The 25,446-nt window shown below is 66.0% G+C and carries 21 protein-coding genes and 1 pseudogene; 7 read left to right on the forward strand and 15 right to left on the reverse strand.

From position 1 onward, the window contains the following. Positions 1-18: 18 nt before the first annotated feature. Complete coding sequence (locus OD997_RS12520) at positions 19-1,782, forward strand: alkaline phosphatase family protein (RefSeq protein WP_434331864.1); 1,764 nt, start codon at positions 19-21, stop codon at positions 1,780-1,782. A gap of 69 nt (positions 1,783-1,851) precedes the next feature. On the opposite strand, the gene OD997_RS12525 is transcribed toward OD997_RS12520, so the two are convergent. From OD997_RS12525 to OD997_RS12535, 3 genes are all read right to left on the reverse strand, one after another. Further along, entirely contained in the window at positions 1,852-3,390 is a 1,539-nt protein-coding gene (locus OD997_RS12525) for an MSCRAMM family protein (protein WP_434331865.1), read from the reverse strand. Positions 3,391-3,517: 127 nt separating this feature from the next. Further along, positions 3,518-4,573: an LLM class flavin-dependent oxidoreductase gene (locus OD997_RS12530; protein WP_434331866.1), complete on the reverse strand. Its 1,056-nt coding sequence runs from the start codon at positions 4,571-4,573 to the stop codon at positions 3,518-3,520. Positions 4,574-4,613: 40 nt separating this feature from the next. Further along, positions 4,614-6,176, reverse strand: a complete 1,563-nt coding sequence (locus OD997_RS12535; RefSeq protein WP_434331867.1) for a class I SAM-dependent methyltransferase — start codon at positions 6,174-6,176, stop codon at positions 4,614-4,616. A 75-nt stretch (positions 6,177-6,251) separates the two neighbouring features. Between OD997_RS12535 and OD997_RS12540 the strand changes: the two genes are divergently transcribed. The 4 genes from OD997_RS12540 (at position 6,252) to trxA (ending at position 11,420) form a co-directional block, all read left to right on the forward strand. Continuing rightward, positions 6,252-8,360 (forward strand): DUF6049 family protein, encoded by a 2,109-nt coding sequence (locus OD997_RS12540; RefSeq protein WP_434331868.1) that lies wholly within the window; start codon positions 6,252-6,254, stop codon positions 8,358-8,360. Then, entirely contained in the window at positions 8,353-9,966 is a 1,614-nt protein-coding gene (murJ, locus tag OD997_RS12545) for a murein biosynthesis integral membrane protein MurJ (RefSeq protein WP_434331869.1), read from the forward strand. The genes OD997_RS12540 and murJ overlap by 8 nt, the downstream gene beginning before the upstream one ends. Positions 9,967-10,054: 88 nt before the next feature. Continuing rightward, positions 10,055-11,029, forward strand: coding sequence for a thioredoxin-disulfide reductase (trxB, locus tag OD997_RS12550; RefSeq protein WP_434331870.1), 975 nt, complete (start codon positions 10,055-10,057; stop codon positions 11,027-11,029). 67 nt (positions 11,030-11,096) lie between these two features. Beyond that, a complete protein-coding gene (gene trxA, locus OD997_RS12555) occupies positions 11,097-11,420 on the forward strand; it encodes a thioredoxin (RefSeq protein ID WP_042541543.1) in 324 nt (107 codons plus the stop codon). 63 nt (positions 11,421-11,483) lie between these two features. On the opposite strand, the gene OD997_RS12560 is transcribed toward trxA, so the two are convergent. The 12 genes from OD997_RS12560 to rpmH form a co-directional block, all read right to left on the reverse strand. Further along, the gene (locus OD997_RS12560; protein ID WP_434331871.1) at positions 11,484-12,011 is read right to left on the reverse strand and encodes a GrpB family protein; all 528 of its coding nucleotides are present in this window, start codon (positions 12,009-12,011) and stop codon (positions 11,484-11,486) included. Between the two features lie 13 nt (positions 12,012-12,024). Beyond that, entirely contained in the window at positions 12,025-12,360 is a 336-nt protein-coding gene (locus tag OD997_RS12565) for a tryptophan synthase subunit alpha (protein ID WP_434331872.1), read from the reverse strand. A gap of 9 nt (positions 12,361-12,369) precedes the next feature. Next, entirely contained in the window at positions 12,370-13,818 is a 1,449-nt protein-coding gene (locus OD997_RS12570; RefSeq protein WP_056310987.1) for a sugar porter family MFS transporter, read from the reverse strand. 62 nt (positions 13,819-13,880) lie between these two features. Next, positions 13,881-14,846, reverse strand: coding sequence for a ParB/RepB/Spo0J family partition protein (locus OD997_RS12575; RefSeq protein ID WP_434331873.1), 966 nt, complete (start codon positions 14,844-14,846; stop codon positions 13,881-13,883). Beyond that, positions 14,846-15,772: a ParA family protein gene (locus OD997_RS12580; protein WP_434331874.1), complete on the reverse strand. Its 927-nt coding sequence runs from the start codon at positions 15,770-15,772 to the stop codon at positions 14,846-14,848. The genes OD997_RS12575 and OD997_RS12580 overlap by 1 nt, the downstream gene beginning before the upstream one ends. Before the next feature lie 134 nt (positions 15,773-15,906). Further along, on the reverse strand, positions 15,907-16,350 hold the full coding sequence (locus OD997_RS12585; protein ID WP_434331875.1) for an AAA family ATPase: 444 nt from the start codon (positions 16,348-16,350) through the stop codon (positions 15,907-15,909). Between the two features lie 2,636 nt (positions 16,351-18,986). Next, complete coding sequence (gene rsmG, locus OD997_RS12590; RefSeq protein ID WP_434331876.1) at positions 18,987-19,610, reverse strand: 16S rRNA (guanine(527)-N(7))-methyltransferase RsmG; 624 nt, start codon at positions 19,608-19,610, stop codon at positions 18,987-18,989. A gap of 33 nt (positions 19,611-19,643) precedes the next feature. Continuing rightward, entirely contained in the window at positions 19,644-20,135 is a 492-nt protein-coding gene (locus OD997_RS12595) for a protein jag (RefSeq protein WP_434331877.1), read from the reverse strand. Beyond that, positions 20,132-21,202: a membrane protein insertase YidC gene (yidC, locus tag OD997_RS12600; RefSeq protein ID WP_210096442.1), complete on the reverse strand. Its 1,071-nt coding sequence runs from the start codon at positions 21,200-21,202 to the stop codon at positions 20,132-20,134. Before yidC ends, OD997_RS12595 begins: the two co-directional genes overlap by 4 nt. A 3-nt stretch (positions 21,203-21,205) precedes the next feature. Further along, entirely contained in the window at positions 21,206-21,556 is a 351-nt protein-coding gene (yidD, locus tag OD997_RS12605; RefSeq protein WP_434331878.1) for a membrane protein insertion efficiency factor YidD, read from the reverse strand. Continuing rightward, a complete protein-coding gene (gene rnpA / locus OD997_RS12610) occupies positions 21,553-21,897 on the reverse strand; it encodes a ribonuclease P protein component (RefSeq protein WP_434331879.1) in 345 nt (114 codons plus the stop codon). Before rnpA ends, yidD begins: the two co-directional genes overlap by 4 nt. Positions 21,898-21,903: 6 nt before the next feature. Beyond that, positions 21,904-22,041 carry a 50S ribosomal protein L34 gene (gene rpmH, locus OD997_RS12615; RefSeq protein ID WP_056310970.1) on the reverse strand — a complete coding sequence of 46 codons (138 nt, stop codon included), beginning with the start codon at positions 22,039-22,041 and terminating at the stop codon, positions 21,904-21,906. 433 nt (positions 22,042-22,474) lie between these two features. On the opposite strand from rpmH, the pseudogene dnaA reads away from it, so the two are divergent. Together dnaA and dnaN are read left to right on the forward strand one after the other, a co-directional pair. After that, positions 22,475-23,749, forward strand: a pseudogene (gene dnaA, locus OD997_RS12620) (chromosomal replication initiator protein DnaA); the annotation flags it as partial. A gap of 494 nt (positions 23,750-24,243) precedes the next feature. Continuing rightward, entirely contained in the window at positions 24,244-25,386 is a 1,143-nt protein-coding gene (dnaN, locus tag OD997_RS12625; protein ID WP_434331880.1) for a DNA polymerase III subunit beta, read from the forward strand. Positions 25,387-25,446: the final 60 nt, after the last annotated feature.

Consider the following 25,446-nt stretch of genomic DNA (forward strand, 5'->3'; position numbering starts at 1 on the left):
CGTCCTAGGATCGGCACCGTGGCCTCAGAAGAGCAGCACTCCTCCCCCGCCGCACCGGACACGTCCCGGCGCGGGTTCCTCAAGATGGGCGGCGCCGCTCTCGCAGGAGTGGTGGTCGGCGGTGCTGCCGGTGCCGCGATCGGCGCGAACGTCGGCAACCATCGCAACGGGTTCGCATCCGACCCCGACCCCTTCGCCGCACTGACGCCGCGCAGCGAGCCCGGCTTCGACCACCTCGTCGTGGTGATGGGCGAGAACCGCTCCTTCGACAACCTGCTCGGATACCTGTACTCGAAGGACACGCTGCCTGCGGGCGAGAAGTTCGAGGGTCTCGCTTTCGGCACGCACAGCAACACCGCGTCCGACGGCACGGTCGTCGACGCACACATCTACACCGGCGACACCGACCGGATCATGAGCCTCCCCGATCCCGACCCCGGCGAGGAGTATCCGCACGTCAACACGCAGATCTTCGGCACCGTCGACCCGAAGGACAACGCCGATCTCTTCGTCGACCAGATGACGGCCCCCTTCAACGCCCCGACCCATGGCGAGAAGGCCACGATGTCGGGGTTCCTCGAGGACTACATCATCAACTTCCGTCGGCTGCGCAAGGGGGCGGAGCCGCAGCCCGACGAGGCGGCCCACATCATGGGCTCGTTCTCGCCGGCGATGCTTCCGGTGCTGTCCACTCTCGCGTCCGAGTTCGCGGTGTTCGACCACTGGTTCGCGGGGGTGCCGTCGCAGACGTTCTGCAACCGGTCGTTCTTCCACGCATCGACCTCGCACGGCTTCGTCACCAATCAGGCGGGAGGCGGTTACCGCAAGTGGCTCGACGCCCCGGCGGCGCCCACCGTGTTCAACCGTCTCGAAGACGAGAAGGTCAGCTGGAAGATCTACATCGACAAGCTGCAGCTCGTCTCGTTCACGGGGATGCTGCACGCCGCCGTGCTCGAGAAGTACTGGCGCACCGACCACTTCGGCACCATGGAGGACTTCTACGCGGATGCGAAGAACGGCACGCTGCCGGCCTACGCGTTCATCGAGCCGCGCATGGTCTACGACCACAACGACTTCCACCCGCCGTTCGGGTCGCCGCGCGAGAGCGAGGTCGACGGCGAAGCCGTGTACGACAGCGCGATCTCCGACGTCAGGGCCGGAGACCGGCTCATCCACGACATCTACGAAGCCGTCCGCACCAGCGCGTCGCCGAAGGGCTCGAACGCGGTCAATACCCTGCTGCTCGTCACGTTCGACGAGCACGGCGGATGCTACGACCACGTGCCTCCGCCCCAGGCGACGAAGCCGACGAAGGACACCGAGGCCGGCGAGATGGGCTTCACCTTCGACCGCCTCGGATGCCGGGTGCCCGCCATCGCGATCTCGGCCTACACGAAACGCGGCACGATCCTGCACGACGAGATGCATCACGGCTCGGTGACCGCGACCCTCTCACGGCTGCACGGGCTGAAGCCGCTCAACGACCGAGACCAGTCGGCGAACACCCTCTTCAACGCCGTGAACCTCGACAAGCCCCGGCATCCGGCCGACTGGCCCGTCACGACGCCCGCCTACACCCCGCCGAACCCCGAGGAGCGTGCACCGAAGCCGGGAGAGGCGGATCAGATGAAGCCGCTCACCCCGCCCGCACGAGGGCTGCTGGGCCTGCTCCTCGCGAAGTACGGCAAGCCGGGTGAACCGGAGCCAGAGACGTTCGCCGACGCCTACCGCCTGCTGCACGAGCACGGCGACGAGCTGTTCGGCCCGGCGAAGGGTTCCTGACCGTAGAGGGTCTGGGGATGCTGTCTTCTCCCGACCCTCCGAACCGACCTGGTCGGTCGGGCGGGGAGGTCAGTCGCGGTGCGAGGGGCGACGCGAGACGAGGAACAGCACTGCTCCGAGCACCAGCACGCCTCCGCCCACGGCGGCCCACGTGAAGGTCTCCGGTCCCAGCCCGGTGCCGGGCAGGCGTCCACCACCGGTGCTCGGCGGCGTCGAGGGGGTGGGCGTCGTGGTCGGCGGATCCGTCGGGGTCACGACGATCGCGGCGAGCGTGAAGTCCTGATCGACGAAGGTCTCACCTGCAGCCGTGACCTCGACCGTGAGCGTCGACGCGCCGACGATCGTGGTCCCCGCGGGCGCCGTGATCGTCAGCGTGTAGGTGCCGGGCGGCAGGCCGCCCAGGCCGTACGCGCCGTCGGCATCCGTGATGAGCTGCTGGTCCCCCTCGTCGGTGGTGAGGGTGATGATCGCACCGGCGACCGGAGCGCCACCGTCTGTGCGCACGACACCCGAGAGCCCACCGAGCCTGGCCAGCTCGAAGTCGACGTCTGCCACATCCGCCGTCGCGACGGTCTCACTCTGCGAGGTCGCCCCTGTGGCCACATATCCGTCGGGCGTCGTGACGGTGATCTCGTAGTCACCCGAGGGCAGACGCGGGAACGAGTAGCTGCCGTCGGCACCGGTCACGGTCGTGAGTGTCGTCCCGCCGGGTCCGGTCGCGGTCACGGTGAGGCCCGCGACGCCCGCTCCGTTCGCGCGCACAGCACCGGTCAGGTCGGGGTTCTCGGCGAGCACGAAGTCCGCGAGGGTGATCGGCACCTCGCTGCCCGGCGGGACCACGAGCGGCTCGGTCGGATCCGTCGTGCTGTATCCGGGCGGCGGCGTGACGACGACGGTGTGAGGACCCACCGCGACCTCGTCGAAGAGGTAGTTGCCCTGAGCATCCGTCGTCGTGGTCTGTGCTCCGTCGACCGTCACGGTCGCGCCCGGCACCGGGTTGCCGTCGTTGTCGACGACTCGTCCGGAGACGGCCACGGGGATGATGTCGCGCACGGTGAAGTCGGCGACACCGTCGGCGGTCGTGAGATCCACAGCCGCCGAGGTCGCGCCCTCGGGGATCATGCCCGCAGGAGCCGTCACCCGCACCGTGTATCCGGTCGTCGCGACGACGCCGGGGAACGAGTAGCTGCCGTCCGCACCGCTGGTCGTGGTCGCGACGACGTCGCCGTTCGCGTCGGTCAGTGTGAGGGTCGCTCCCGGTAGCGGCTGCGGGACGTCGGTGACATCGGAGATCACACCGGTGATGTCGCGCGCGATCGACGCGAACCAGGTCTGGTACACCGGGAACCCGGAGCGGCGCGTGAACGAGAAGGTCAGCGAGGTGATCGGCACATTGGGCTCGAACCAGGCGGCCGCGCCGCTCGTGTCGAGGGCGGCGGCGTTGCCGGTGAGCGTCTGCGTCGTGGCGTCCCAGGTGGGCACGTCCGCCGCGTCGCCCGTGCACGAGGGCTTACCCACGACTCCGGGCGCGCAGTAGTTGAGGCCGTCCTGGAACCCGCGCTGCGACCAGCACGATCGCTCCTGCGAGAAGTCCGCCTCTAGCCGCACGCATGCGGCCAGCGTATCGGCATATCGCGACAACGGCGAGGGTCGGACGGCCAGGGGTGGGCATGCGGAAAGGGGCGGATGCTGCGCGCATCCGCCCCTTCTCCGGTCTCTCAGTACGATCCGGTTCTCAGACCGGATCTCCCTGCACGGGGCCCTCGGTGTTCGGCTTCCAGCCGAGCGCCGGGGCGACGTGGGTCGCGAACGACTCGAGCACATGCAGGTTGTACGCGGGTCCGAGCTGGTTCGGGATCGTCAGAAGCAGGGTGTCGGCCGACATGACCGCCTCGTCGGCGAGCAGCTGCTGGATCAGCACGTCGGGCTCGGCCGCGTAGGTCTTGCCGAACGTCGAGCGGTAGCCGTCGATGATGCCGATCTGGTCGGCGTTCTCCTCGCTGCGCAGGCCGAAGTACGCCCTGTCCATGTCGGACACCAGCGGGAAAACGCTGCGGCTGACCGAGACGCGGGGCGTGCCCGTGTGACCCGCCTCTTTGTAGGCACTGCGGAACAGGTCGATCTGCTCACGCTGCAGCTGATGGAACGGCACGCCCGTCGCCTCGGTGAGAAGCGTCGAGCTCATCATGTTGAGCCCCTTGCGTCCGGTCTCCTCGGCAGTGGCACGGGAACCCGAGCCCCACCAGATGTGGTCGCGCAGAGTCGGCGATTGCGGTTCGATCGCGAGGTAGCGCCCTGCACCGACCATGCGGGGGTCGCCGGGAGCGAGGCCCTCTCCGTCGATGGCGCGGAGGAAGAGGTCGAACTTCTCACGGGCGATGACGCTGCCGCGCTCCGGGTCCTCCTCGTCGTGGAAGCCGAATGTCTCGTAGCCGCGCAGTGCCGTCTCGGGTGAACCACGGCTCACTCCGAGCGCGATTCGCCCGTCGGCGATCAGGTCGAGAGCCGCCGCCTCTTCGGCGAACTGGAACGGGTTCTCGTAGCGCATGTCGATGACGCCGGTGCCGACCTCGATGCGCTTCGTGCGTGCGGCCATCGCCGACAGCAGCGGCATCGGAGACGCGGCCTGACGCGCCCAGTGGTGCACGCGCACGGATGCTCCGTTGACCCCGATCTCGTCGGCGCCCTCTGCGATCTCGATGGTCTGCTTCAGCATGTCGCCCGCCGTGCGGGTCGCCGAACCGGGCACATCGGCGTAATGACCGAAAGAGAGGAATCCGAAAGCCTTCATGGTGTATTCGAACGCATAGACACGGATGCGTATTCCCTCATCACTCCTCCGACACCAGCAGACCGTCGAGCACGAGCTGACGGATGCGCGGTTCGAGATCGGCCCACAGGTCGACGAGCGGCACCTCGAACAGGTCGGCCAGCGCCCCCACGATCTGCATGACGGTCAGATCTCCGTCGCACGCGCCGACGAACGCGGCGACCGCGGGGTCGACCGTGATCGTGCGCGCGAAGCCCCCGCCCTGCCGGAGTTCGATGATGCTGGGATCGTCGTTGCCCGGAAGCAGGTGACGGGCCTCGGTGACATCGGGGGCCGTGAAGAGGGTGGACGGCAGTCCGTCGACGAGCAGGTCATGGGCGGCGAGACCCGAACGCAGCGCGCCGCCGACGTTCGACACGGGCTGCGACAGGCGCTCGAGACGACGCAGCGGTGCACCCTCACCGGATGCCGCCGGTCGCCGCACCAGGATGTAGCCGAAGCCCACGGCGGTGACTCCGCGTGCGGCGAAGTCGTCGAGCCAGGCGGTGAGCAGCGGGGTGAAGCCGGCATCTCGCGGGGTGGTGCCGCCGTCGCGGATCCACAGCTCCGCGTAGCCGAGCGGAGACAGCTCCTCGCGCTGGATGACCCACAGGTCGAGGTCGGCGGGAACCCAGGACGAGACCCGATCGAGGCCGACGCGGCCGGTCAGCTCGCGCTGGGCTCCGCGCGACTCCCAGTTTCCGAGCAGCTGGGCGACGCCGCCGGGGGTGAGGAACGACGGAGCAGCGCGCAGGAACTGCTCGACCAGCGCGTCGCCCACGAGGCCGCCGTCGCGGTACTCGTACTCGGGCACGCCCTCGGCTCGTGGCGTGATGACGAAGGGAGGGTTCGACACGACCAGGTCGAAGGCCTCTCCCTCGACGGGGTCGAACATGCTGCCCAGTCGGAACTCGATGTTCGAGACGCCGTTCAGCTGAGCGTTCAGTTCGGCGTAGGCGAGTGCCCGCGCCGAGATGTCGGTGGCGACGACGGCACCGGCATGCCGGGCGACGAGGAGTGCCTGGATGCCGCATCCGGTGCCGAGATCGAGGGCTCGGTCGACCTCGATCGGCATGATGATCTCGGCGAGGGTGCGAGAGGCCCCGCCCACTCCGAGCACGTGATCTGCGGGCAGCGCACCGTCGAGCGCCACCTCGTCGAGATCGCTGGCGATCCACCATTCGCCGATCCCGTCAGCGTCGACGAAGGACTGCGGCCGGAGCAGCGCGGTGGGAACGACCGCGTCACCGTCGATGCGCGCGAGGCCCAGAGCGACCAGGCCATCGACGCCGAGCCGCGGCAGCGCAGCGGCCACCGGGGCCACGGGCTGCGGCATCCCGAGCACCAGGAGGCGACCAAGGGTCGCGAGCACACCGTCGTCACCGGCGATCGCGCGCAGGATGGGTTCGCGCATCCCGCGGCCCAAGGCGTCGTCCTCTTCTTCTCCCCACAGGCGGCGCAGCGGCTCCGAGCGGAGGTCGGCGGCGTCGAGATCTGCGGCGAGCGCGGAGCTGCGAAGCGGGTCGGGAACGGGGGCGAGGGTGGCGGACACGGCCGTCACTCTACGCGTCTTCAGGGTTCTCATTCAGCCAGCCGCCTAGAATCACAAGGTCAGCACTCGCCGGACGCCTGAGATCACCGGCGTCCGAGGAAGACTCTCATGACCGCGACCACCCCCGAGAACGGCCTCCGCACGCGCCTGCAGCACCTGGCACGCGGATCCGTCATCTCGGCGATCGTTCTCGGCATGTGCGGCGTGGGAGCGGGAAACGCGTTCGCGGCCAGCGACTCCGAGACCGACGACGCCCCTGCGGTCGAGCTGCTGCTGTCCGCAGGAGTCCGCGGCACCGTCTCGCCCGGAAGCGCGACGACGGCATCGCTGACGGTGCAGAACGACGCGAAGTCGGCTCTCTCGGCCGGGCGGGTGTCCGTGGAGATCAACCGCACTCCTCTGACCGACGATGCCGCTGTCACGGCGTGGCTGGACGACTCGGAGGCCCCCGGAGAATTCGACTCGCTCGGCGCAGACCTCACCGCGCCGGTCGACGCCGAAGCATCGGTGACGACGAGCCTCATGATCCCGCCCGAGGCACTGGGCGACCTCGCGCCCGGCGTGTATCCGCTGCGTGCGACGCTCAGCGGGGCGCAGACCGATGCTCAGAATGACGCCGAGTCCGTGACCTCGACGACCGTCCTCGTCATCACCGCTGCTGAGAACCCGCCGGTCGCCCTGATGGTGCCGATCACCGCGACCCCGGTCGGCGGCGCGCTTCTGACGGCCGAGGAGCTGACCGTCCTCACCGCTGCGGACGGCGCACTCACCGCGGTGCTCGAAGGGGTCCGCGGCACTTCGGCCATCCTCGCGATCGATCCGTCGATCCCCGCGGCGATCAGGGCTCTCGGATCCGCCGCGCCTCAGAGCGCACGCGAATGGCTGCGTCAGCTCGACGCCCTCCCGAACGAGCGCTTCGCGCTGCAGTTCGGCGACGCGGACGCCACGACGCAGGCCCAGGCCGGTCTCCCCGAACTTCTGCAGCCGACGACGCTCGCGCCGTTCCTCAGCCCGAGCAACTTCCTCACGCTCCCGGATGAGACTCCCGCAGCGACGCCCACCGCGACCCCCGAGCCCACACCGGCGCCCACCGACGGCCCTGAACTGCCGGATGACGCAGACCTCTCTGTCATCCAGGGCGCCTCCCCCGGCATCCTGTGGCCGCGCAGCGATGCCTCGACCGCCGACCTCGACGCCTTCTCCGCATACATGGGCGGCGAGGCGATCACCGTCCTGTCGTCGATTGCTGTCGGAGGAGCCGACGATGCCCACGTCACGGTGGGCGAGCGCACCGCCCTCGTCACGGATGCGGCAGCATCCGCCGCTCTATCGGACGCGGCAGGCGAAGACGACGAGGTCGCCCGCCAGCGATCTCTCGCCGAGGCGAGCGCCCACCTGGCACTCTCCGCGCAGACGAATCCGACCGCACCTCTTCTCGTAGGACTCGACCGTGACGAGACGCGCACCGCCGACGCACTCAACGAGACGATCACCTCGTTCGACACCCTCGGCTTCGGGCTCGCGGAGGTCCTGGCCACCCCCGCCGTCTCCGCTGCGCTCACCACGGAACCGGACGCGACCCGCGCCACGGCAATGCAGCGGATGCTCGACAGCGAGGTCGTGCTCGGAGAGTTCGCCACGATCCTCGACGACCGACAGCTGCTGCTGAGCCCCAAGCGCATCCAGATCATGCGGGCGACGGCGGTCGGCCTCACCGAAGACGGATTCGACGACGCCGTCGCCGACGTGAACACCGCGACCACCGACACCCTTGAGGCCGTCGACATCCCGCCGGCGAGCACGATCCAGCTGCTCTCCGCCAACGCCGATCTGCCGTTCTCGGTGCGCAACGACCTGCCCTGGCCCGTGAACATCAACCTGTCTGTCAAGCCGAGCGATCCTCGTCTCGAGGTCGAGCCGGTGACCCCCGCGACGATCCAGCCCGGCACCACGAGCAGAGTCAAGGTTCCCGTCTCGGCGCGGGTCGGAAGCGGCGAGGTCGCGCTGAAGCTGGAGCTCTCGAGCCCCAGCGGGGTGGCGATCAGCACACCCGAGACGGTGCGCGTCTCTGTGCGCGCCGAGTGGGAGACGATCGGTCTCGCCGTGTTCGGCGGTCTCATCGTGCTGCTCCTCGGTCTCGGCATCATCCGCACCGTCCGCCGTCGCCGCCGTGAAGCGGGTACGGAGAAGGACGCCGTCGAGGAGTCGAATGAGTAGTCTCGGCCGCGCGAGCGCCGTCATCGCCGCCGGCACCATGGTGTCGCGAGTGACCGGTCTGCTGCGCAGCATCGTCCTGGTCGGCGTCCTCGGTTCGATCTCGCAGGCGGCGGACGCGTTCACCGTGGCCAATCAGCTCCCGAACAGCGTCTTCCAGCTCATCTCGGTCGGTGTGCTGACAGCGGTGATCGTGCCGCAGATCGTCAAGGCCACGGCCAAGCCCGACGGCGGTGGGGCGTTCATCTCGAAGATGTTCACGCTCGGCGTCGTCGTGCTCCTCATCTGCACCGCGATCGCCATGATCGCGGCTCCCGGTCTGGTGTGGCTCGCCACATCCGAGAAGCAGCAGGAGCTGCGGGCTCTCGCTACCGCGCTCGCCTACTGGTGTCTTCCGCAGATCCTCTTCTACGGCGTCTACGCGCTCCTCGGCGAGACACTGAACGCGCGCCGCATCTTCGGCCCCTTCACCTGGGCGCCCGTCGTCAACAACGTCGTCTCGATCGCCGGCTTCCTGGCGCTCGGTGCACTGTTCGGCAACGTTCCCACGAGAGCGGCGGCCTGGACCCCCGAGATGACCGCGATGCTCGGCGGCACGGCGACGCTCGGCATCATCCTTCAGGCACTCGTGCTGTTGATCTTCTGGCGGCGCACCGGGCTCTCGTTGCGCCCTGACTTCCGCTGGCGAGGCGCTGGACTCGGCACGGTCGGGCGACTCGCCGGGTGGACGCTGCTGATGGCTCTCGCAGGAATCGCCGCGGGCTTCTTCCAGACCAGCATCGCTACGGCGGTGTCGGGCACCGACGCCTCGACGACCGTGATGGCGAACGCCTGGCTCGTCTTCATGCTCCCGTACTCGGTCATCGTTCTGTCCATCGGCACCCCGTACTTCACGCAGATCAGCGAGCACGCGGCGGCCGGTCGCGACGACGAGGTGCGTGCCGACATCAGTCGCAGCATCCGCACCCTCGTGTTCTTCATCATGGCCGCGATCGCTGCCGTGGCGGCTGCCACTCTTCCGGCCTCTCGGGTGTTCACGAGATCGATCGATGAGACCTTCGCGGCCGCGCCGGTGCTGATCGCCTACCTCATCGGGCTCCTGCCGCTGACGATCCTGTTCATCGTGCAGCGCACGTTCTACGCCTACGACGACACGCGCACGCCGTTCTGGTTCACGATCCTCCAGTGCACCCTCGTCGTCGGAACCGCACTGCTCGCCTCCTTCCTGTACACCGCCGACGTGCTGCCCGCGAGCCTGCTGGCGGCAGCGGTCGCGCTCGGGCAGTCGCTCGCGAGCACGATCCAGACCCTTCTCGCTATCTGGCTGCTGCACCGGAAGATCGGCGGGCTGCAGATCGGATCCTGGATGCTGTCCATCGGCCGCTTCGCGCTCGCGGCTATCCCCGCGGCCGCGGCCGGATGGGGAGTCTTCCTCCTTCTCGGCGGCGAGGACGGGTGGACGCTCCGGAGCCAGCTCTTCGGGGCCCTCGGCACGTGCATCATCGGTGTCGCCGTGGTCGTCGTCTACATCGGCATCCTGGCCCTTCTGCGGGCGCCGGAGCTCAAGGTCGCCGGCTCCCTGCTGCGCCGCTTCCTGCCCGGTCGCTGAGCATCCGCGCGCGGGAATGTCGCGCGGTTACCATTGGTTGAAGCAGTCGAACGTCTTTCGGCGTCTCAGCATCTACGACGGAGAGCACATGCGTCAGGTCATCATCATCGGTTCCGGTCCTGCCGGATTCACCGCCGCCATCTACGCGGCGCGCGCGAACCTCAAGCCGCTGCTCATCGCGAGCACGGTCGAGGTCGGCGGAGAGCTGATGAACACCACCGAGGTCGAGAACTACCCGGGCTTCCCCGAGGGGATCCAGGGCCCCGAGCTCATGGCGAAGTTCCAGGAGCAGGCCGAGAAGTTCGGCACCGAGGTCGTCTACGACGACGTCACCGAGCTCGATCTCGCCGGCCCCGTCAAGAAGGTCACGCTCGGCAGCGGAACCGTGCACGAGGCCCAGTCGCTCATCTACGCGACGGGATCGGCGTACCGCAAGCTCGGCATCGAGGGCGAAGAGCGTCTCTCGGGCTACGGCGTCTCGTGGTGCGCCACGTGCGACGGCTTCTTCTTCCGTGAGAAGACGATCGCTGTCGTGGGCGGCGGCGACTCGGCGATGGAAGAGGCCACGTTCCTCACCCGCTTCGCCGAGAAGGTCTACGTCATCCACCGCAAGGACTCCCTGCGCGCCTCGAAGATCATGCAGGAGCGCGCCTTCGCGAACGAGAAGATCGAGTTCGTGTGGAACAGCGAGGTCGCCGAGATCCTCGGTGGCGACTCCGTCTCGGGCGTCCAGCTGCGCAACACGGTCGACGGCACGCTCAGCGATCTCGCGCTCGACGGTCTGTTCATCGCGATCGGCAACGACCCGCGCACGCACCTCGTGCACGAGAAGCTCGACCTCACGGCCGAGGGAACGATCTGGGTCGACGGCCGCTCGTCGAAGACCTCGGTTCCCGGTGTGTTCGCCGCGGGCGACGTCATCGACCCGACCTACCGTCAGGCCATCACCGCCGCCGGATCCGGCACGGTCGCGGCCCTGGATGCCGAGCACTTCCTCGCGGATTTTGACGACGCTTCCGTCGAGTTCCCGGCTGCGGAAGCCGCCGAGATCATCACCGCCTGAGCGGTCGGGAACAGTTTCACCTCGCCCGCTGTTGTAGCAGGCGAACCTCGAATCAAGGAGAACTCTGATGAGTGCAAAGGCTACGAGCCAGGCGACCTGGGAGCAGGACGTTCTGCAGGCCGAAGGTCCCGTCCTCGTGGACTTCTGGGCCGAGTGGTGCGGACCGTGTCGTATGGTCGCCCCCGTTCTGGACCAGATCCAGGCGGACAACCCCGACAAGATCACCATCCTCAAGCTGAACGTGGACGAGAACCCGCAGCTGGCGATGAAGTACCAGATCACCTCCATCCCCGCGATGAAGGTGTTCCAGGGCGGTGAGGTCAAGACGACCATCATCGGCGCCAAGCCGAAGCCGGCCCTCGAGCAGGATCTCGCAGCCTTCATCGGCTGATCAGGATTTCAGGGCCGTCACCTCTTCGGAGGTGGCGGCCTTTTCTGTGTCCTCCCGCCCCGACTACTTGCCGTACACGGGCACCGACGGCAGTCCGCGGGCTGCACGAGCGCGGTCGACGATCTCCTGGATCACGGGCGTCTTCGCGGCGTTGTAAGCCGATTGTCCCCGCGCCTCAGCCGCCACAGCGTCGCACTTCGCATGCGAGTACCGATCCACATCATCCGGATGTGCGAGCAGCCAATCCCTGAGGATGCGCTGGTTCGCTGCATCCCAGTCCTCCGCGACGAAGAAGTGCGCGATCGCAGTGCGGACGCCGTCGGTCTCACGGATCATGACGGGATGCGTGCGCACCGCACTCCCCCGCCGCCATCCTCCGGCCTCCAGCGCGGGCAGGCACGCACCGAAGTCCTGGAGGTCCCGGACCCTGATCGCCAGATCGATGATGGGCTTCGCCCGCATCCCCGGGACCGCGGTCGATCCGATGTGCTCGATCAGCCAGTCGGCATCCGACAGAGTGGTGATCTCCGAGGCGATGCTCGCGAACTGATCCGCCCAGGCGGGGTCATAGGTGAGAAGCATCCGCGGCATAGCGACGGAATCCTCAGGACGCGTCTGCGACCGTGGGGTCCCAGCGGCGGTGACGCTGCTTCTCATCGAGCAGCCCCCACACGGCCGGTGTGAGCTCGGGGTACTCCAGGGCGATCTGGCGGAGCACCCGGTAGTGACGAGCCGCGTTGGGACGCACCCCGTCGTTCGCGGTGATGTTGTCGGCCCGCAGGAGGTACACCACGAGCTCGTCGACGCTCGGCAGTTCCTCCATGAACTCCCAGGGATCCTCGCCGCTGAGAAGGCGTTCCTGAATCAGCACCGCGAGTTCGTCCGACGCCTCTGCTCGCAGCACTTCCAGGCTGGCGCGACGGGGAACGTGCTCGGTCATGCTTCCAGCCTACGTGGCCTTGCGGGTGCCCCGGCGCTCCACCTTCAGCTCGTCGGTCATCTCCTCGAGCTCCTTGCCCTTGGTCTCCGGAACCTTGAAGTACACGAAGAAGAACGACAGCAGCGCGAAGAAGGCGTAGAAGCCGTAGGCGAACGTGAGGCCGATGTCGGCGAAGATCGGGAACGTCGTCGAGATGAAGAAGTTCGCCGCCCACTGTGCCGCCGCCGCGACCGCGAGAGCGCCGGCACGGATGGAGTTCGGGAAGATCTCTCCGAGAAGCACCCAGACGAGCGGGCCCCAGGTGGCTCCGAAGAACACCACGAAGCCGTTCGCGCAGATCAGCGCCACCGTGGCCCAGGGGTCGGGAAGCGTGGCCGTGCCCTCGGCATCCAGCGTGCCGAACGAGAACGCCAGCGCCATCAGGCCCAGCGTCACGGTCATGCCGACCGAGCCGACGAGCAGCATGATGCGGCGGCCGATCTTGTCGACGAGCAGGATCGCCACGATGGTCACCACGATGTTCGTCACCGAGGTGATGACGGAGGTCAGCAGCGCGCTCGACTCGTCGAACCCGACGGACTGCCACAGCGTCGTCGAGTAGTAGAAGATCACGTTGATGCCGACGAACTGCTGGAAGACCGACAGCAGGATGCCGACCCAGACGATCGGCTTCAGGCCCAGGCGGCTGCCGCGGAGGTCGCGCAGGGACTCCTTGCGCTCCGTGTCGATCGTGCTCGTGATCTCTTTGATCTTCGCGTCGACGTCAACGGCGCCTGTGACGGTCTCCAAGACCTCCGCAGCGCGCTTCATATCGCCCTTTCGCACCAGATATCGCGGAGATTCCGGGAGCCTGAGAGACATGAGCCCGTAGACGAGCGCGGGGATCGCCGCGACCATGAACATCCAGCGCCACGCGGTGAGGCCCCACAGGGGCTGATCCGCCGCGCCGGCGAGGTTCGCGAGCAGGGCATCCGACAGCAGCGCCGCGAAGATACCGGTGACGATGGCGAGCTGCTGCAGAGAGCCGAGTCGTCCTCTGATCGCCGCAGGAGAGACCTCCGCGATGTACGCCGGGGCGATGACGGATGCTGCACCGACGCCGAGGCCGCCGATCACTCGCCAGATGATGAGGTCGACGACGCTGAATGCGAGACCCGAGCCGATCGCGGAGATGAAGAACATCGCCGCCGCGACGACCATGACCGGGATGCGACCGCGTTTGTTCGCGATCGGGCCCGCGAACCAGGCGCCCACCGCGCAACCTATGAGCGCCGATGAGACCGCGAAGCCCTTGAGGCCGACTCCGAGGTCGAAACCTGAGACGGTGCCGGCGAGAGCATCGACCGCTCCGTTGATCACCGCCGTGTCGAAGCCGAACAGGAAGCCACCGAGCGCGGCGGCGATGCTGACCGCTATGACTCGGCGACGGACACCCTCTGGATTCAGTGGCTTGGACATGGCATCCCTCTCATCGTCGCGACCTGGCGAGTCTACGACCGCTCAGTCGCTGAGAGGGGGAATCACGCCGATCCGTACCCCGATTGCCCGATCTCGTCGAGAATGCGGTTCAGATCCTGGATCGAAGCGAAATCGATGATGACCTGGCCTTTGCGCGCACCGAGTGACACTTTCACGCGCGTGTTCAGACGGTCGCCGAGATTGCCGGCGACCTCGTCGAGGTAGGCGCGACGGGCTCCGGGAGTGGGCTTCGCCGTGCGGCCGGGAGCGGCCGGCTCCGTCTTCGCCGCGACCTCTGTCGCGCGCACGGATAGGTCTTCGTTCACGACCTTGTCGGCGAGGCGCTGCATCGCCTCGGGGGTGTCGAGACTGAGGATCGCGCGGGCATGTCCTGCCGTCAGCACTCCGGCCGCCACCCGCTGCTGCACGGGTACCGGCAGTTTCAGCAGACGGATCGTGTTGCTGATCTGAGGACGCGAGCGGCCGATGCGGGTCGCCAGTTCCTCCTGGGTGATCCCGAAGTCTTCGAGCAGCTGCTGGTAAGCGGAGGCCTCTTCGAGAGGGTTCAGCTCCGAGCGGTGCAGGTTCTCGAGAAGGGCGTCTCGCAGGAGGTCTTCGTCGGCGGTCTCGCGGACCACGGCGGGGATCGCTGCCAGTCCGGCCTCACGAGCCGCGCGGGTACGCCGCTCCCCCATGATGAGCTCGTACTCGCCGTCGCTGTTCTGACGGACGACGACAGGCTGCAGCACGCCGAACTCTCGAACGCTGTGCACGAGCTCGGCGAGGTCCTCAGGGTTGAAGTGCGTGCGCGGCTGGCGAGGGTTCGGGACGATCTTCTGCGGGTCGATCTGGATCAGGTGGATGCCGGGGACGACCTCGAGATCCTCTGCCGCGGGCTGATCGCTCGTCTGCGCCGTCGCTGGACGCAGGTTCGCGCCGGGGAAGAAGACATCCACGGGACGCTCGGACTGATCAGCGGTGGGAATGAGGGCACCGATGCCCCGGCCCAGTCCAGTGCGCTTCGCCATCATTTCTCCTTGCTCTGCGCCGCGGTGCGCGACGCGATCTCGACGGCGGCCTCGCGGTAGGCGACAGCGCCGGCGGATTGCCCATCGTAGGCGATCACGGTCTGACCGAAACTCGGCGCTTCCGACACCCGCACGGAACGCGGGATGACGGTGTCGAGCACCTGATCGGGGAAGTGGGTACGGACCTCGTCAGCCACCTGCTGCGCCAGACGCGTGCGTCCGTCGAACATGGTCAAGAGGATCGTCGACAGATGGAGCCCCGGATTCAGGTGCTTCTGAATCATCTGGATGCTGCCGAGAAGCTGACTGAGTCCCTCCAGTGCGTAGTACTCGCACTGGATGGGGATGAAAACCTCGTTCGCCGCGGTGAACGCGTTGATAGTGAGGAGACCGAGCGAGGGCGGGCAATCGATGATCACGAAGTCCATCGGGTTGTCGACCAGGTACTCCTCCAGTGCGCGGCGCAGGCGGTGCTCTCGTGCGACCTGAGCCACGAGTTCGATCTCGGCGCCGGCGAGGTGGATCGTGCTCGGGGCGCAGAAGAGATTCTCGTCTTCGGGGCTCTGCTGCACGATCTCGGCGAGCGGCACCTCCTCGATCAGCACGTCATAGACACTCGGGGTCTCCGCGTTGTGCGGTACTCCGAGAGCCGTGGAGGCGTTTCCCTGGGGGTCGAGGTCGATCACGAGGACCTTCGCGCCGAGGCCAGCGAGAGCGGATGCGACGTTGACAGCGCTGGTGGTCTTTCCGACCCCACCCTTCTGGTTCGAGACCGTCAGGATGCGGGTATCCCCACTGAAGTCGATGTTCACTGCTTCGAGGACTCTGCGGCGAGCTGAGAGGTCCGCGAGTTCCCGCGCGAGCGGCGTGTCCATCCCGAAGGAGTCCTTCGGTGATGCCTTTTCGGGCTGTTTCACGTGAAACATCCACTCCTTTCGGGGCCGTGTTCCACTCTAATCGCTGTGACGGACGTTGCTTACTGTCGGCCGTGCTCCGGATGCTTCTCTTTGGGTAGGGCAGTGTTCGAGCAGTCTTGAGCGCCATGTTTCACGTGGAACATTCACGGGAGCACGAGCGACATGATCTCCCCCGCCACGTCGACGAGCGGCCTTGTCGCATCTATCTCGAGTGTTGCGCCTCGGCGCAGAAGGGGCTCGATCGACCGAAGGTTCTCACGGATCTCGCTTCGCCCCCCCTCCGTGGAACCATAGGGATTCGTCACACGCCGCTGTACGCGCTCGAGGAGGATCGCCTCAGGTGCCGAGAGCAGCACCACGTGATCGAAGTGATCGTAGAAGTAGCCCTGGTTCTCGACGGTCCCGGCCACCACGAGATCAGGGTGTTCCTCGAGTAGTGCAGTCAGCCGGTCCACGTCCCACAGGCCAGCCTGGGTCTTCCAGCTCCCGTAATCAGTGTCGATCGCCGGTACTCCCCCCTCCCCCAGTAGGGCGACAACACTCGACTTCCCTACGCCTGACATTCCTGTGATGAGAACCCGGGCCATTCGTCCACGGTATCCGTGTTTCACGTGAAACACGTCGTCGAGTCGCACCTGGAGGGCCGTCGGGATAGTCACTTTGGTCGTGGAAGCGGAGCCCCACGCCCGCTCCCCACTCATGATCTGCCGACATAGCCCTCAGGTTTCACGTGAAACACGCTTTCTGGCCCGGTATCAGGGTCCCTGTCATGCGTGAGTGAGCCCGCGCGATGCGCGAGTGTAGACCGGCGTTCGTTCCCGGCCGCCCGCTCGAGCTTTCTACTGCACGAGATGCGGCTCGCGATGGTCACTCGGAGGGCATAGGAGCGATGATCACTGCCACGCGATGATTCGGGCCAATCACGCGAATCACTTTCACGGCTCCCCAGGCGGCCCCTCGGCGACATCGATGTGGAGCCCTCCATCCTTCACGCACGATCCGTCCACCCGAGGAGATGCGCTTCATCGCCCCGTGGGCGAACTGAAGAAGATGAGTCGATGGGACATCGTGGCACTGTTGGCGCCCCTACCGTGCCGATGGCCTACAGAACGCTACGGGAGGCAGTCGGCCACGAAGGCAAGGTGTCGAGTTTAGCCGTGTGACCAGGCTTCCTCTCCCCCAACCGGCTAAGAGATGCCTGCTACGTCTCCCGATTTGCAACGCCTGGGCCTGGAGGGCCTGCAGTGTGCCGGGGGACCTCAGCGTTTCACGTGAAACACCGATGCGGGTCGAAAGGGGTCACGGCTCGTCTCATCATGATGCTTCGAGGATCACTCCCACCTCCACCGCATAGCTTCGTGCCCTTGTCGTCGGCGACGGTGAGGGTCACCGTGCCTGGCGAGAGGAATCCTGGGCTGAAAGCACAGCCGTCCGTCCCGATCGCCGAAGGGGGGCTGACTCGGGAGTCTCTATCGCACCTAAGCGCATTGCTTCCTCGCCAGTTTCCCGCCTTCCGCAGCCGCAGCCACAGCCACAGCCACAGCCACACGCTCATGAGTGTAGGAGTCCGGACTCCAAGGCCCAGTCACCCACCCGGAACCAACCCAGCCCCCTGTGTGGAGCATGCGTCCGGTCCCCCTATCAAGCACAGGCACAGCACAAACACAGCACAGGCACAGCCACAGCCACAGGCCCGACTGCCACGGTCCACACTTCCAGCCAACACACGAACCGACACTGGGCCGACGCGGCTACCCGTCAACCGGCCCGAAGGCCGAGAGGATCGAGGCCCACAACCCAACGCCCCGGGGTGAAGGTCCCGGCCCCAGTCGCACCCCAAGTGCTAATCCCAAGGTTCGAGGTCCACCGCACAAACCTCCACCACGCAAGCGTGGAGGGCCAAGCCGAGGCGCAATCCCCCCAAGCCCCTCAGCCCCCAAGCACGAAGCCCCCACCCCTAAGCACCAAGCAGCAGGTCCCCGGCACCAAGACCCAGTCCCTAAGCACCAAGCAGCAGGTCCCAGGCGCCAAGCCCCATGCCCCACATCCCACGCCCCACACCCCACACCCCTGCCCCTGCCCCTGCCCCTGCCCCTGCGCGGTGCAGGTCTATGCCGTCACCTAGCTCCAAGCGACCACACAATGTCGCTGCAAACCAACGAACCTACGCGCACACCCACTCACCAACTTCCAGGGGACGGACTCCACACACCAGCCACAGCCCCTAACCTGCACCAACCCCACACGCCAAGCCTGTACCGAGCACAGCCACACCAATAGCCCCAGCACCTCCAGCCCCAACATCCCCCGCAGGTGACAGCGGTGCCCGCTCCATCTCCCCGCAAGGACGGTAGTCACGGTTCCAACCGGAGAGACGACTCCGCCACAAGGGCCATGCAATCGAGGAACCTTCGCAGACTCATCTCCTCCAGCGCGCGGATCGTTTCACGTGAAACACCGACGAGCAGAGGTGCTTGCTGCGCTTCGCGCACACGACTCGGTCTCTACCATTCGGGCCGGCGGGCGGAGAGATGGGTGTTTCACGTGAAACACTGCGCCCGGGTCTCCAACGACGCAGCGTGCGGAGCGCCTGCGGATCCTCCTCAACCTAGTAGTGATGCACCGGGGATGCCGGTCCCTGCGTCACTCACCGAGCACTATCCAGCACCACTCGACGATCTCGACAGAGGCAGGCCGTTTCACGTGAAACATCGCAGCATTCACCCATGCCACTCGGACACCCATGCCACGCTGGCCCCAGACACCCAGGCACCCAGACACCCAGACACCCAGGCACCCAGGCACCCAGGCACCGGGAGCCCGGATCATCTTCACGAGCCTCGCTCTCATACATAGGTGTGACCTATCCGCACGTGCGTGAAACGGGCGCACGTGCACACACCCCGCGGCGCGCTGGCTGCTCGTAACGTCAACCACCGATGCCCGGCGACCGCGGCCCCGCTTATAGACGTAGAGTCCCTGTCCTCAGGAAACGCGTTTCACGTGAAACATCATCGGTGACAACCGGGACCACGGCACGCGGGGAGACTCGCTGCACCACACAGCGAAGTGCGACGCCACCGTTGAGCCATGCGGAGATAAGCTACCGCGACGACCGCACTTCGTGCGGCGGATAGACAGCCGTTATAGGACCCGACGATGAATCGCGCTCAGCAGAATGGTGGGCGCGGTTAGAACCCACGCCCAGAACTGCGGGATCTGCCTAGCGAACCACGGCCCGCACGACACGGGTCGACTCCGGCAGCACGTCCTCACCGAGAACCTCGACCCGGACGTCCGTGAGACGGAACTTCTTGATCTGCTTCTGTGCGGCGTCGATCTCGTTCGCAGCGTTCATCCCCTTGAGCAGGACGAGTTCTCCCCCGTCACGAACGAGCGGAGCGGTCAGCGGGATCAGGGTCTTCAGGGCACTCACGGCGCGCGCCGTCACGACGTCGAAGCCCTCGGGTCGGTGAGCATCTTCAGCACGAGCACGAAGGACTTCGACGTTATCCAGACCCAGGGCTGCGACCTGCTCATTCAGCCAGATCACGCGACGCTCCATAGGCTCAATGAGAGTCCACTGCACGTCGGGACGTGCGATTGCCAGGACGATACCGGGCAGCCCTGCCCCTGAGCCAATGTCCGCCACAGACCCGTGGAACAGCGGCGCAGCGATAACACTGTTCAAGACATGTCTCGTCCACAGCCGGGGAAGCTCGAGCGGCCCGATCAGCCCTCGCTCTTCTCCATGCTCTGCGAGTGCTGTGGTGAACTGCCTGGCCAGCTCGATCCGATCGCCGAAGAGCTCGACGGCGACGGTGGGCTCCACCTCGACAGCACTCACAACAGCATCCCTACGAATGTTTCACGTGAAACGTCAGCGACGACGAAGAACTGTGTGCCGGTCAGCACCTTCACCGTACGACTCGGAGACAAGTCCCTGGTCAGCGGCAATATCGTGCACAAGCTTGCGCTCGTAGCTCGACATGGGCGGCAGCGACGCTTGGGTGGCACCGTCATCGAGCTTCGCAGCCGCAGCGTTGACAAGAGTCTCAAGCTGACGGCGGCGGGTGTCGCGGGATCCGCCGATGTCGAGGATCAGACGCGAGAACGAACCAGTCTTGCTCTGCACGGCGAGACGCGTCAGCTCCTGAAGAGCCTGCACGGTGTCAGGGGCCGAGAGCAGAGCAAGTCCGTCACCCTCGGCCTCGACCGAGACATACGCACGTCCCTGGCGAACATCGAGGTTCAGGTCGCCGTCGATGTCAGCGATGTCGAGGAGCTCTTCGAGGTAGTCGGCTGCGACATCGCCCTCGTTCTCCAGCTCGGCGACCGTGGGCTCCACGATCTCAGTCACGTTGTCGGTCACGAACCGCTCCCCTTCTTCTTCGAACGCTTCTTGCCCACGGGCTGCTGACGCTTGGGAGTCTGTGCCTTCGCACGCTCCGCCTCTTCGAGCATCCGCTGCTGTTCTGCCTCATATGCGGCCATCGGAACCACCTTGCCCGACGAGTCGATCGCCTTGCCCTTGCGTGCCAGACGCTCTTCGCGCGCCTTGGCGGCCTCAGAGCCGGGAGTCGGCATCTCACGGATGACGAGGAACTGCTGACCCATCGTCCAGAGGTTCGAGATGAACCAGTACACGACGACGCCGAGGGGGAAGAAGATACCCGAGAAGATGAAGCCCAGGGGAAGGATGTAGAGCATGATCTTCTGCATCTGGTACGCCTGGCCGGTCTTGGCCTCGGGCGACAGGTTCTTCGAGATGATCTGCAGCTGAGTGAAGAACTGCGACGCGATCATGAGCACGACCAGCGTGACCAGGATGACGATCGCCGTGGTGTTGCCAGCGTCCACCGCGTTGCCGAGTGTCTCGTGCAGAGAGGCCACACCGAAGAGCTCAGCGTTGTAGAACTGCTCGGTGAGTTCTGCATTCAGCAGACCGACACCACCGACACCGAGGTTGTGGTGCTTCGAGACGTCGCTCAGCACGCTGAACAGGGAGAAGAAGATCGGCATCTGCACCAGCAGCGGAAGACAGCTCGACATCGGCGTCGTGCCGTGCTTCTTATACAGCCCCATGGTCTCGCGGCTCATGGCCTCACGAGAGAGCTGATCCTTCTTCCCTCGATACTTCTCCTGAACTTTTCGCAGCTCAGGAGCAATTTCCATCATCTTTCGCTGGCTCTTGATCTGCTTCACGAACAGCGGAATCAGTGCCGCACGGACGACGATGACGAGACCGACGATCGACAGGACCCAGGTGAGTCCGGACGCCGCAGGAAGACCGACCGCGGTCAGCAGCCAGTGCCAGGCGACGAGCACCATCTCGACGAGCCACTTGAGCGGCCAGAGGATGGTTCCGATCAGGTCGAAGCCGCCGGAGGCGGGCGCCGGCGACGGGGTGGTGCTGGCGAGCAGAAGGTCAAGACCCACCGATCAGTCCTTTCGGGAAGGGACGACGAAACCGTGAGCGGTCAGGTCATAGCGGAAATGTTCGTGCGGACGGACGTCATCGACGCCGCCGTGGCTCCAGGGGTTGCAACGGAGGATGCGCCATGCCGAGAGCATCGTTCCCCGCACAGCGCCGTGCTGTTGCACCGCACCTACAGCGTAAGCGGAACAGGATGGGTAATAGGCACAGACATCTCCGTACATCGGAGAGATCACCTTGCGGTAGCCGGCCAGGAAGCCGAGCACGGCATTCCTCGGCGCCAGCGGGATGCTGCGCAGCAGATCCCCTGCACGCATGTGCCCCGTGCCGATCGAGGATGCCGGAAGAGCCGTCATGCTCGCGCCTGCCCGAGACGGTCGAGGCACCGGTTCACTTCGGCACTCAGCTCGGCGTAACTGGCGGTAGCGGACGCAGGAAGGGCACGGATGACGACATCCGTGCCCTCGGGTACCCGCGGAAGCGCCTCCGCACAGACGGCTTTGAGTCGCCGACGGACGGTGTTGCGCACCACAGCGGTGCCCACCTGCTTGCTGATGATGAATCCGAACCTCGCGGCTCTGCTCTCGCCCGTCGCCAGCATCGAGGTGACGACCTTGGCTCCGCCACAACGGGATCCGCGTCGAACGACCAGTCGATAGTCGCTCCCGCGGGTCACACGAAACGGGCGGGCGAGCACAGCGATCTACGCGGAGAGCTCGGTGCGGCCCTTCGCGCGACGAGCCGACAGGATGGCGCGGCCGGCGCGGGTGCGCATGCGAAGGCGGAAGCCGTGCTTCTTGGCGCGACGACGGTTGTTGGGCTGGTAAGTGCGCTTGCTCATGAAATCACTCCGGGAATGCTGCCACCGGGATCGATTTGACCGGAGACATAGGGATCTGCCATTCAGGCATAAGTCAACCGATTAAGGGTACGTCTTGACGGCGCGCAGAGCAAATCTGCGCGCTTCGACCTCGACCTCCGGCACGATCCGCACAGCTATTATCCACAACCTGTGGCATGCACGTATGCGCAACACGCGCGCGGATTCCCGTAGGCAGGTTGCCGTTCCCAGCCGCGGTGACTACCGTGGCATCCGAAGTTATCCACAGGGGGGACGCCGTTCTCGACGCCCTCCGAATCCCCCAGCACGGAGCGTCATGTCATCACCTGCCCAGCCCGACGTTCCGATCTGGACCACGGTGCAGGACCTGCTCGAGGCGGATGACCGGGTGACCCCGCAGCTGCAGGGATTCCTCAGCCTCGCCGTCCCCGCCGGCGTGATGTCAGCGACGCTCTATCTGGAGGTCCCCAACGACCTCACCGCGGCGCAGATCAACAAGCGCCTGCGCCTCCCGATCATGGAGGCGCTCTCGCACATCGGCCAGGAGGTCACCTCGTACCGCGTCGTGGTGAACCACGAACTCGCCGAGCAGCCGACGGCACCGATCGCAGTGGCCGATTACGGCCGCCAGGAGCAGATCCGGGTCGAGTCGCCGATGGAGCAGCCGACACAGCTCCGCCACGAATCCCGCCTGAATCCGAAGTACACCTTCGACAACTTCGTCATCGGCCAGTCCAACCGCTTCGCTCACGCGGCGGCGGTCGCGGTCGCGGAAGCGCCGGCCAAGGCATACAACCCGCTCTTCATCTACGGAGACTCGGGACTCGGGAAGACCCACCTCCTGCACGCGATCGGCGACTACGCCCAGTCCCTCTATGCAGGGGTGAAGGTCAGGTACGTCTCGAGTGAGGAGTTCACGAACGACTTCATCAACTCGATCGCGAACAACCGCGGTGCCGCCTTCCAGGCGAGGTACCGCGACGTCGACATCCTGCTGATCGACGACATCCAGTTCCTCCAGGGTCGTGCCGAGACTCAGGAAGCCTTCTTCCACACCTTCAACACCCTGCACGATCACAACAAGCAGGTCGTGATCACGAGCGACGTGGCACCGAAGCACCTGACCGGGTTCGAGGATCGGATGCGCAGCCGGTTCGAGTGGGGTCTGATCACGGATGTGCAGGCGCCTGACCTCGAGACGCGTATCGCGATCCTCCGCAAGAAGGCGCAGAGCGAGGCGCTCCATATTCCCGACGAGGTACTCGAGTACATCGCGACCGTCGTCTCCTCCAACATCCGCGAACTCGAGGGAGCGCTGATCCGCGTCTCGGCGTTCGCGAGCCTGAATCGCTCGGCCCTCGACATCTCTCTCGCCCAGACGGTGCTTCGCGACATCATCGACACCGCCGAGGACAACATCATCTCGCCGACGGACATCATCACGGCGACCGCGCAGTACTTCAAGCTCACAGTCGACGATCTGTACGGCTCCAGCCGCTCGCAGCAGATCGCGACCTCCCGACAGATCGCGATGTATCTCTGTCGGGAACGCACGAGCCTCTCGCTGCCCAAGATCGGACAGCTGTTCGGAAATCGCGATCACACGACGGTCATGTACGCCTACAAGAAGATCAGCGAGCTCATGAAGGAGCGCCGTTCGATCTACAACCAGGTGACCGAGATCACCACGCAGCTCGGTCGCCGCTGAGCGCACGAAGCCTCGAAAAAGGGGGTCGCAGGGTCCGATGGGACGCTGCGACCCCCTTCTCGTTCGTCTGAGGGGCATCCACGAGCATGGATAGATGCCAGTTTGCACATGTGGATAACTTGTGGATGGATCGCTCTCAGGTCGGGACGAATGTGTGGGAAACAGGCGAACCTGTGGATAACTGTGGGAGAGCGCTCCGACCGGCAGACCCCCTCCACCCGCGGATTCCTCAGGGATTCCACAACTGACAACCGTGTAGTTCCCTACTCGCGTCTGCTTTCCACCGAGTTATCCACAGTATCCACAGGTGTTAACACCGTTAAGGAGTTAATTCAATTCAGGGGCGATCCGATCACCAGACGGTGGGGAAACTCCGACAGACCCGAGCTTCGCCCCGGCCGTAGGGATCCGACCGACTGTGGGGCTAGCATGGGAAGCCCTGCACCGGCAGGAACGATGACGACACGTCTCAGAACGACGACAAGGGAGCACCCGTGAGGTTTCAGGTCAACCGCGATGTCTTCAGCGAGGCTGTCTCGTTCGTCGTCAAGCTGCTTCCGCAGCGCAATCCTCAGCCGATCCTCGCCGGAGTCCTGATCGAAGCGGACGGCTCAGGCCTCACGCTCTCAGCCTTCGACTACGAGGCGTCCGCACGTACGACCATCGAGGCGACCGTCGACACACCGGGCACGATCCTGGTTCACGGTCGCCTGCTCTCCGACATCGCCAGCCGACTTCCGAACGCTCCGATCGAGATCGCCGTCGAAGACGACGGCAGCATCACCGTCAGCTGCGGGTCGGCCCGCTTCACGCTCGCGGCCATGCCTGTCGAGGAATATCCCTCGATCCCCGAGGTCTCGGGATCCTCCGGTGTCGTTCCGGCAGATGACTTCGGCACGGCGATCGCGCAGGTCGGCTTCGCCGCATCCCGCGACGACGTGACCCCGGTGCTCACCGGTGTGCAGCTCGAAGTCTCCGGCCACACGCTGAGCCTGGTCGCCACAGACCGTTACCGCGTCTCGCTCCGTGACGTGCCATGGGACGGCGAAGCCGTCGAGGCAACCGCACTGGTTCCGGCACGTACGCTCCTCGAGGTCGGAAAGACCTTCGGTCACGCCGGCACGATCCAGATCGCGTTCTCGGGAGCCGGCGACCGCGAGATCATCGCGTTCACGGCGGGCAACAAGACCGTCACATCGCTGCTGATCAAGGGCAACTTCCCGCCCGTCCGCCGCCTCTTCCCCGAGCAGACCGAGCACTACGCGGTCGTCAACACCGCAGACCTCGTCGAGGCCGTGCGCCGTGTGTCCCTGGTTCTCGACCGCGCCGCTCCGCTGCGGTTCACGTTCTCGAGCGACGGCGTCACGATGGATGCCTCCGGCAGCGAGCACGCCAGGGCTTCCGAGTCCGTCGATGCGATCCTCTCGGGCGGCGACGAGGTCACTCTCGGCCTCAATCCCCAGTACCTCATCGAGGCACTCGGCGCTGTGAAGAGCGAGTTCGTGCGCGTGACGTTCACTTCGAGCGACAACGCGAACAAGCTCAGCCCCGTGCTGATCACGAGCCAGACTTCGGTCGATCAGGCCGGTCTCGACTCGTTCAAGTACCTGCTGCAGCCGAACCTCCTGCTGCGCTGATCTCACTCCGCGACTTCAGGGGATCGCCTCGGCGCGAGCACCCGACCGCGAGTTCGATGT

The sequence above is a fragment of the Microbacterium sp. CGR1 genome (assembly GCF_051062835.1).
GTDB lineage: Bacteria > Actinomycetota > Actinomycetes > Actinomycetales > Microbacteriaceae > Microbacterium.

Bases quoted from the DNA above. Each gene is read 5' to 3' on its own strand.
- OD997_RS12565 (WP_434331872.1), bottom strand. From the start codon at position 12,360: ATGACCGAGCACGTTCCCCGTCGCGCCAGCCTGGAAGTGCTGCGAGCA.
- OD997_RS12530 (WP_434331866.1), bottom strand. From the start codon at position 4,573: ATGAAGGCTTTCGGATTCCTCTCTTTCGGTCATTACGCCGATGTGCCC.
- murJ (WP_434331869.1), top strand. From the start codon at position 8,353: ATGAGTAGTCTCGGCCGCGCGAGCGCCGTCATCGCCGCCGGCACCATG.
- OD997_RS12570 (WP_056310987.1), bottom strand. From the start codon at position 13,818: ATGTCCAAGCCACTGAATCCAGAGGGTGTCCGTCGCCGAGTCATAGCG.
- OD997_RS12535 (WP_434331867.1), bottom strand. From the start codon at position 6,176: ATGAGAACCCTGAAGACGCGTAGAGTGACGGCCGTGTCCGCCACCCTC.
- trxB (WP_434331870.1), top strand. From the start codon at position 10,055: ATGCGTCAGGTCATCATCATCGGTTCCGGTCCTGCCGGATTCACCGCC.
- rpmH (WP_056310970.1), bottom strand. From the start codon at position 22,041: ATGAGCAAGCGCACTTACCAGCCCAACAACCGTCGTCGCGCCAAGAAG.
- yidD (WP_434331878.1), bottom strand. From the start codon at position 21,556: ATGACGGCTCTTCCGGCATCCTCGATCGGCACGGGGCACATGCGTGCA.
- trxA (WP_042541543.1), top strand. From the start codon at position 11,097: ATGAGTGCAAAGGCTACGAGCCAGGCGACCTGGGAGCAGGACGTTCTG.
- OD997_RS12560 (WP_434331871.1), bottom strand. From the start codon at position 12,011: ATGCCGCGGATGCTTCTCACCTATGACCCCGCCTGGGCGGATCAGTTC.
- OD997_RS12575 (WP_434331873.1), bottom strand. From the start codon at position 14,846: ATGGCGAAGCGCACTGGACTGGGCCGGGGCATCGGTGCCCTCATTCCC.
- OD997_RS12540 (WP_434331868.1), top strand. From the start codon at position 6,252: ATGACCGCGACCACCCCCGAGAACGGCCTCCGCACGCGCCTGCAGCAC.
- OD997_RS12580 (WP_434331874.1), bottom strand. From the start codon at position 15,772: ATGTTTCACGTGAAACAGCCCGAAAAGGCATCACCGAAGGACTCCTTC.
- OD997_RS12585 (WP_434331875.1), bottom strand. From the start codon at position 16,350: ATGGCCCGGGTTCTCATCACAGGAATGTCAGGCGTAGGGAAGTCGAGT.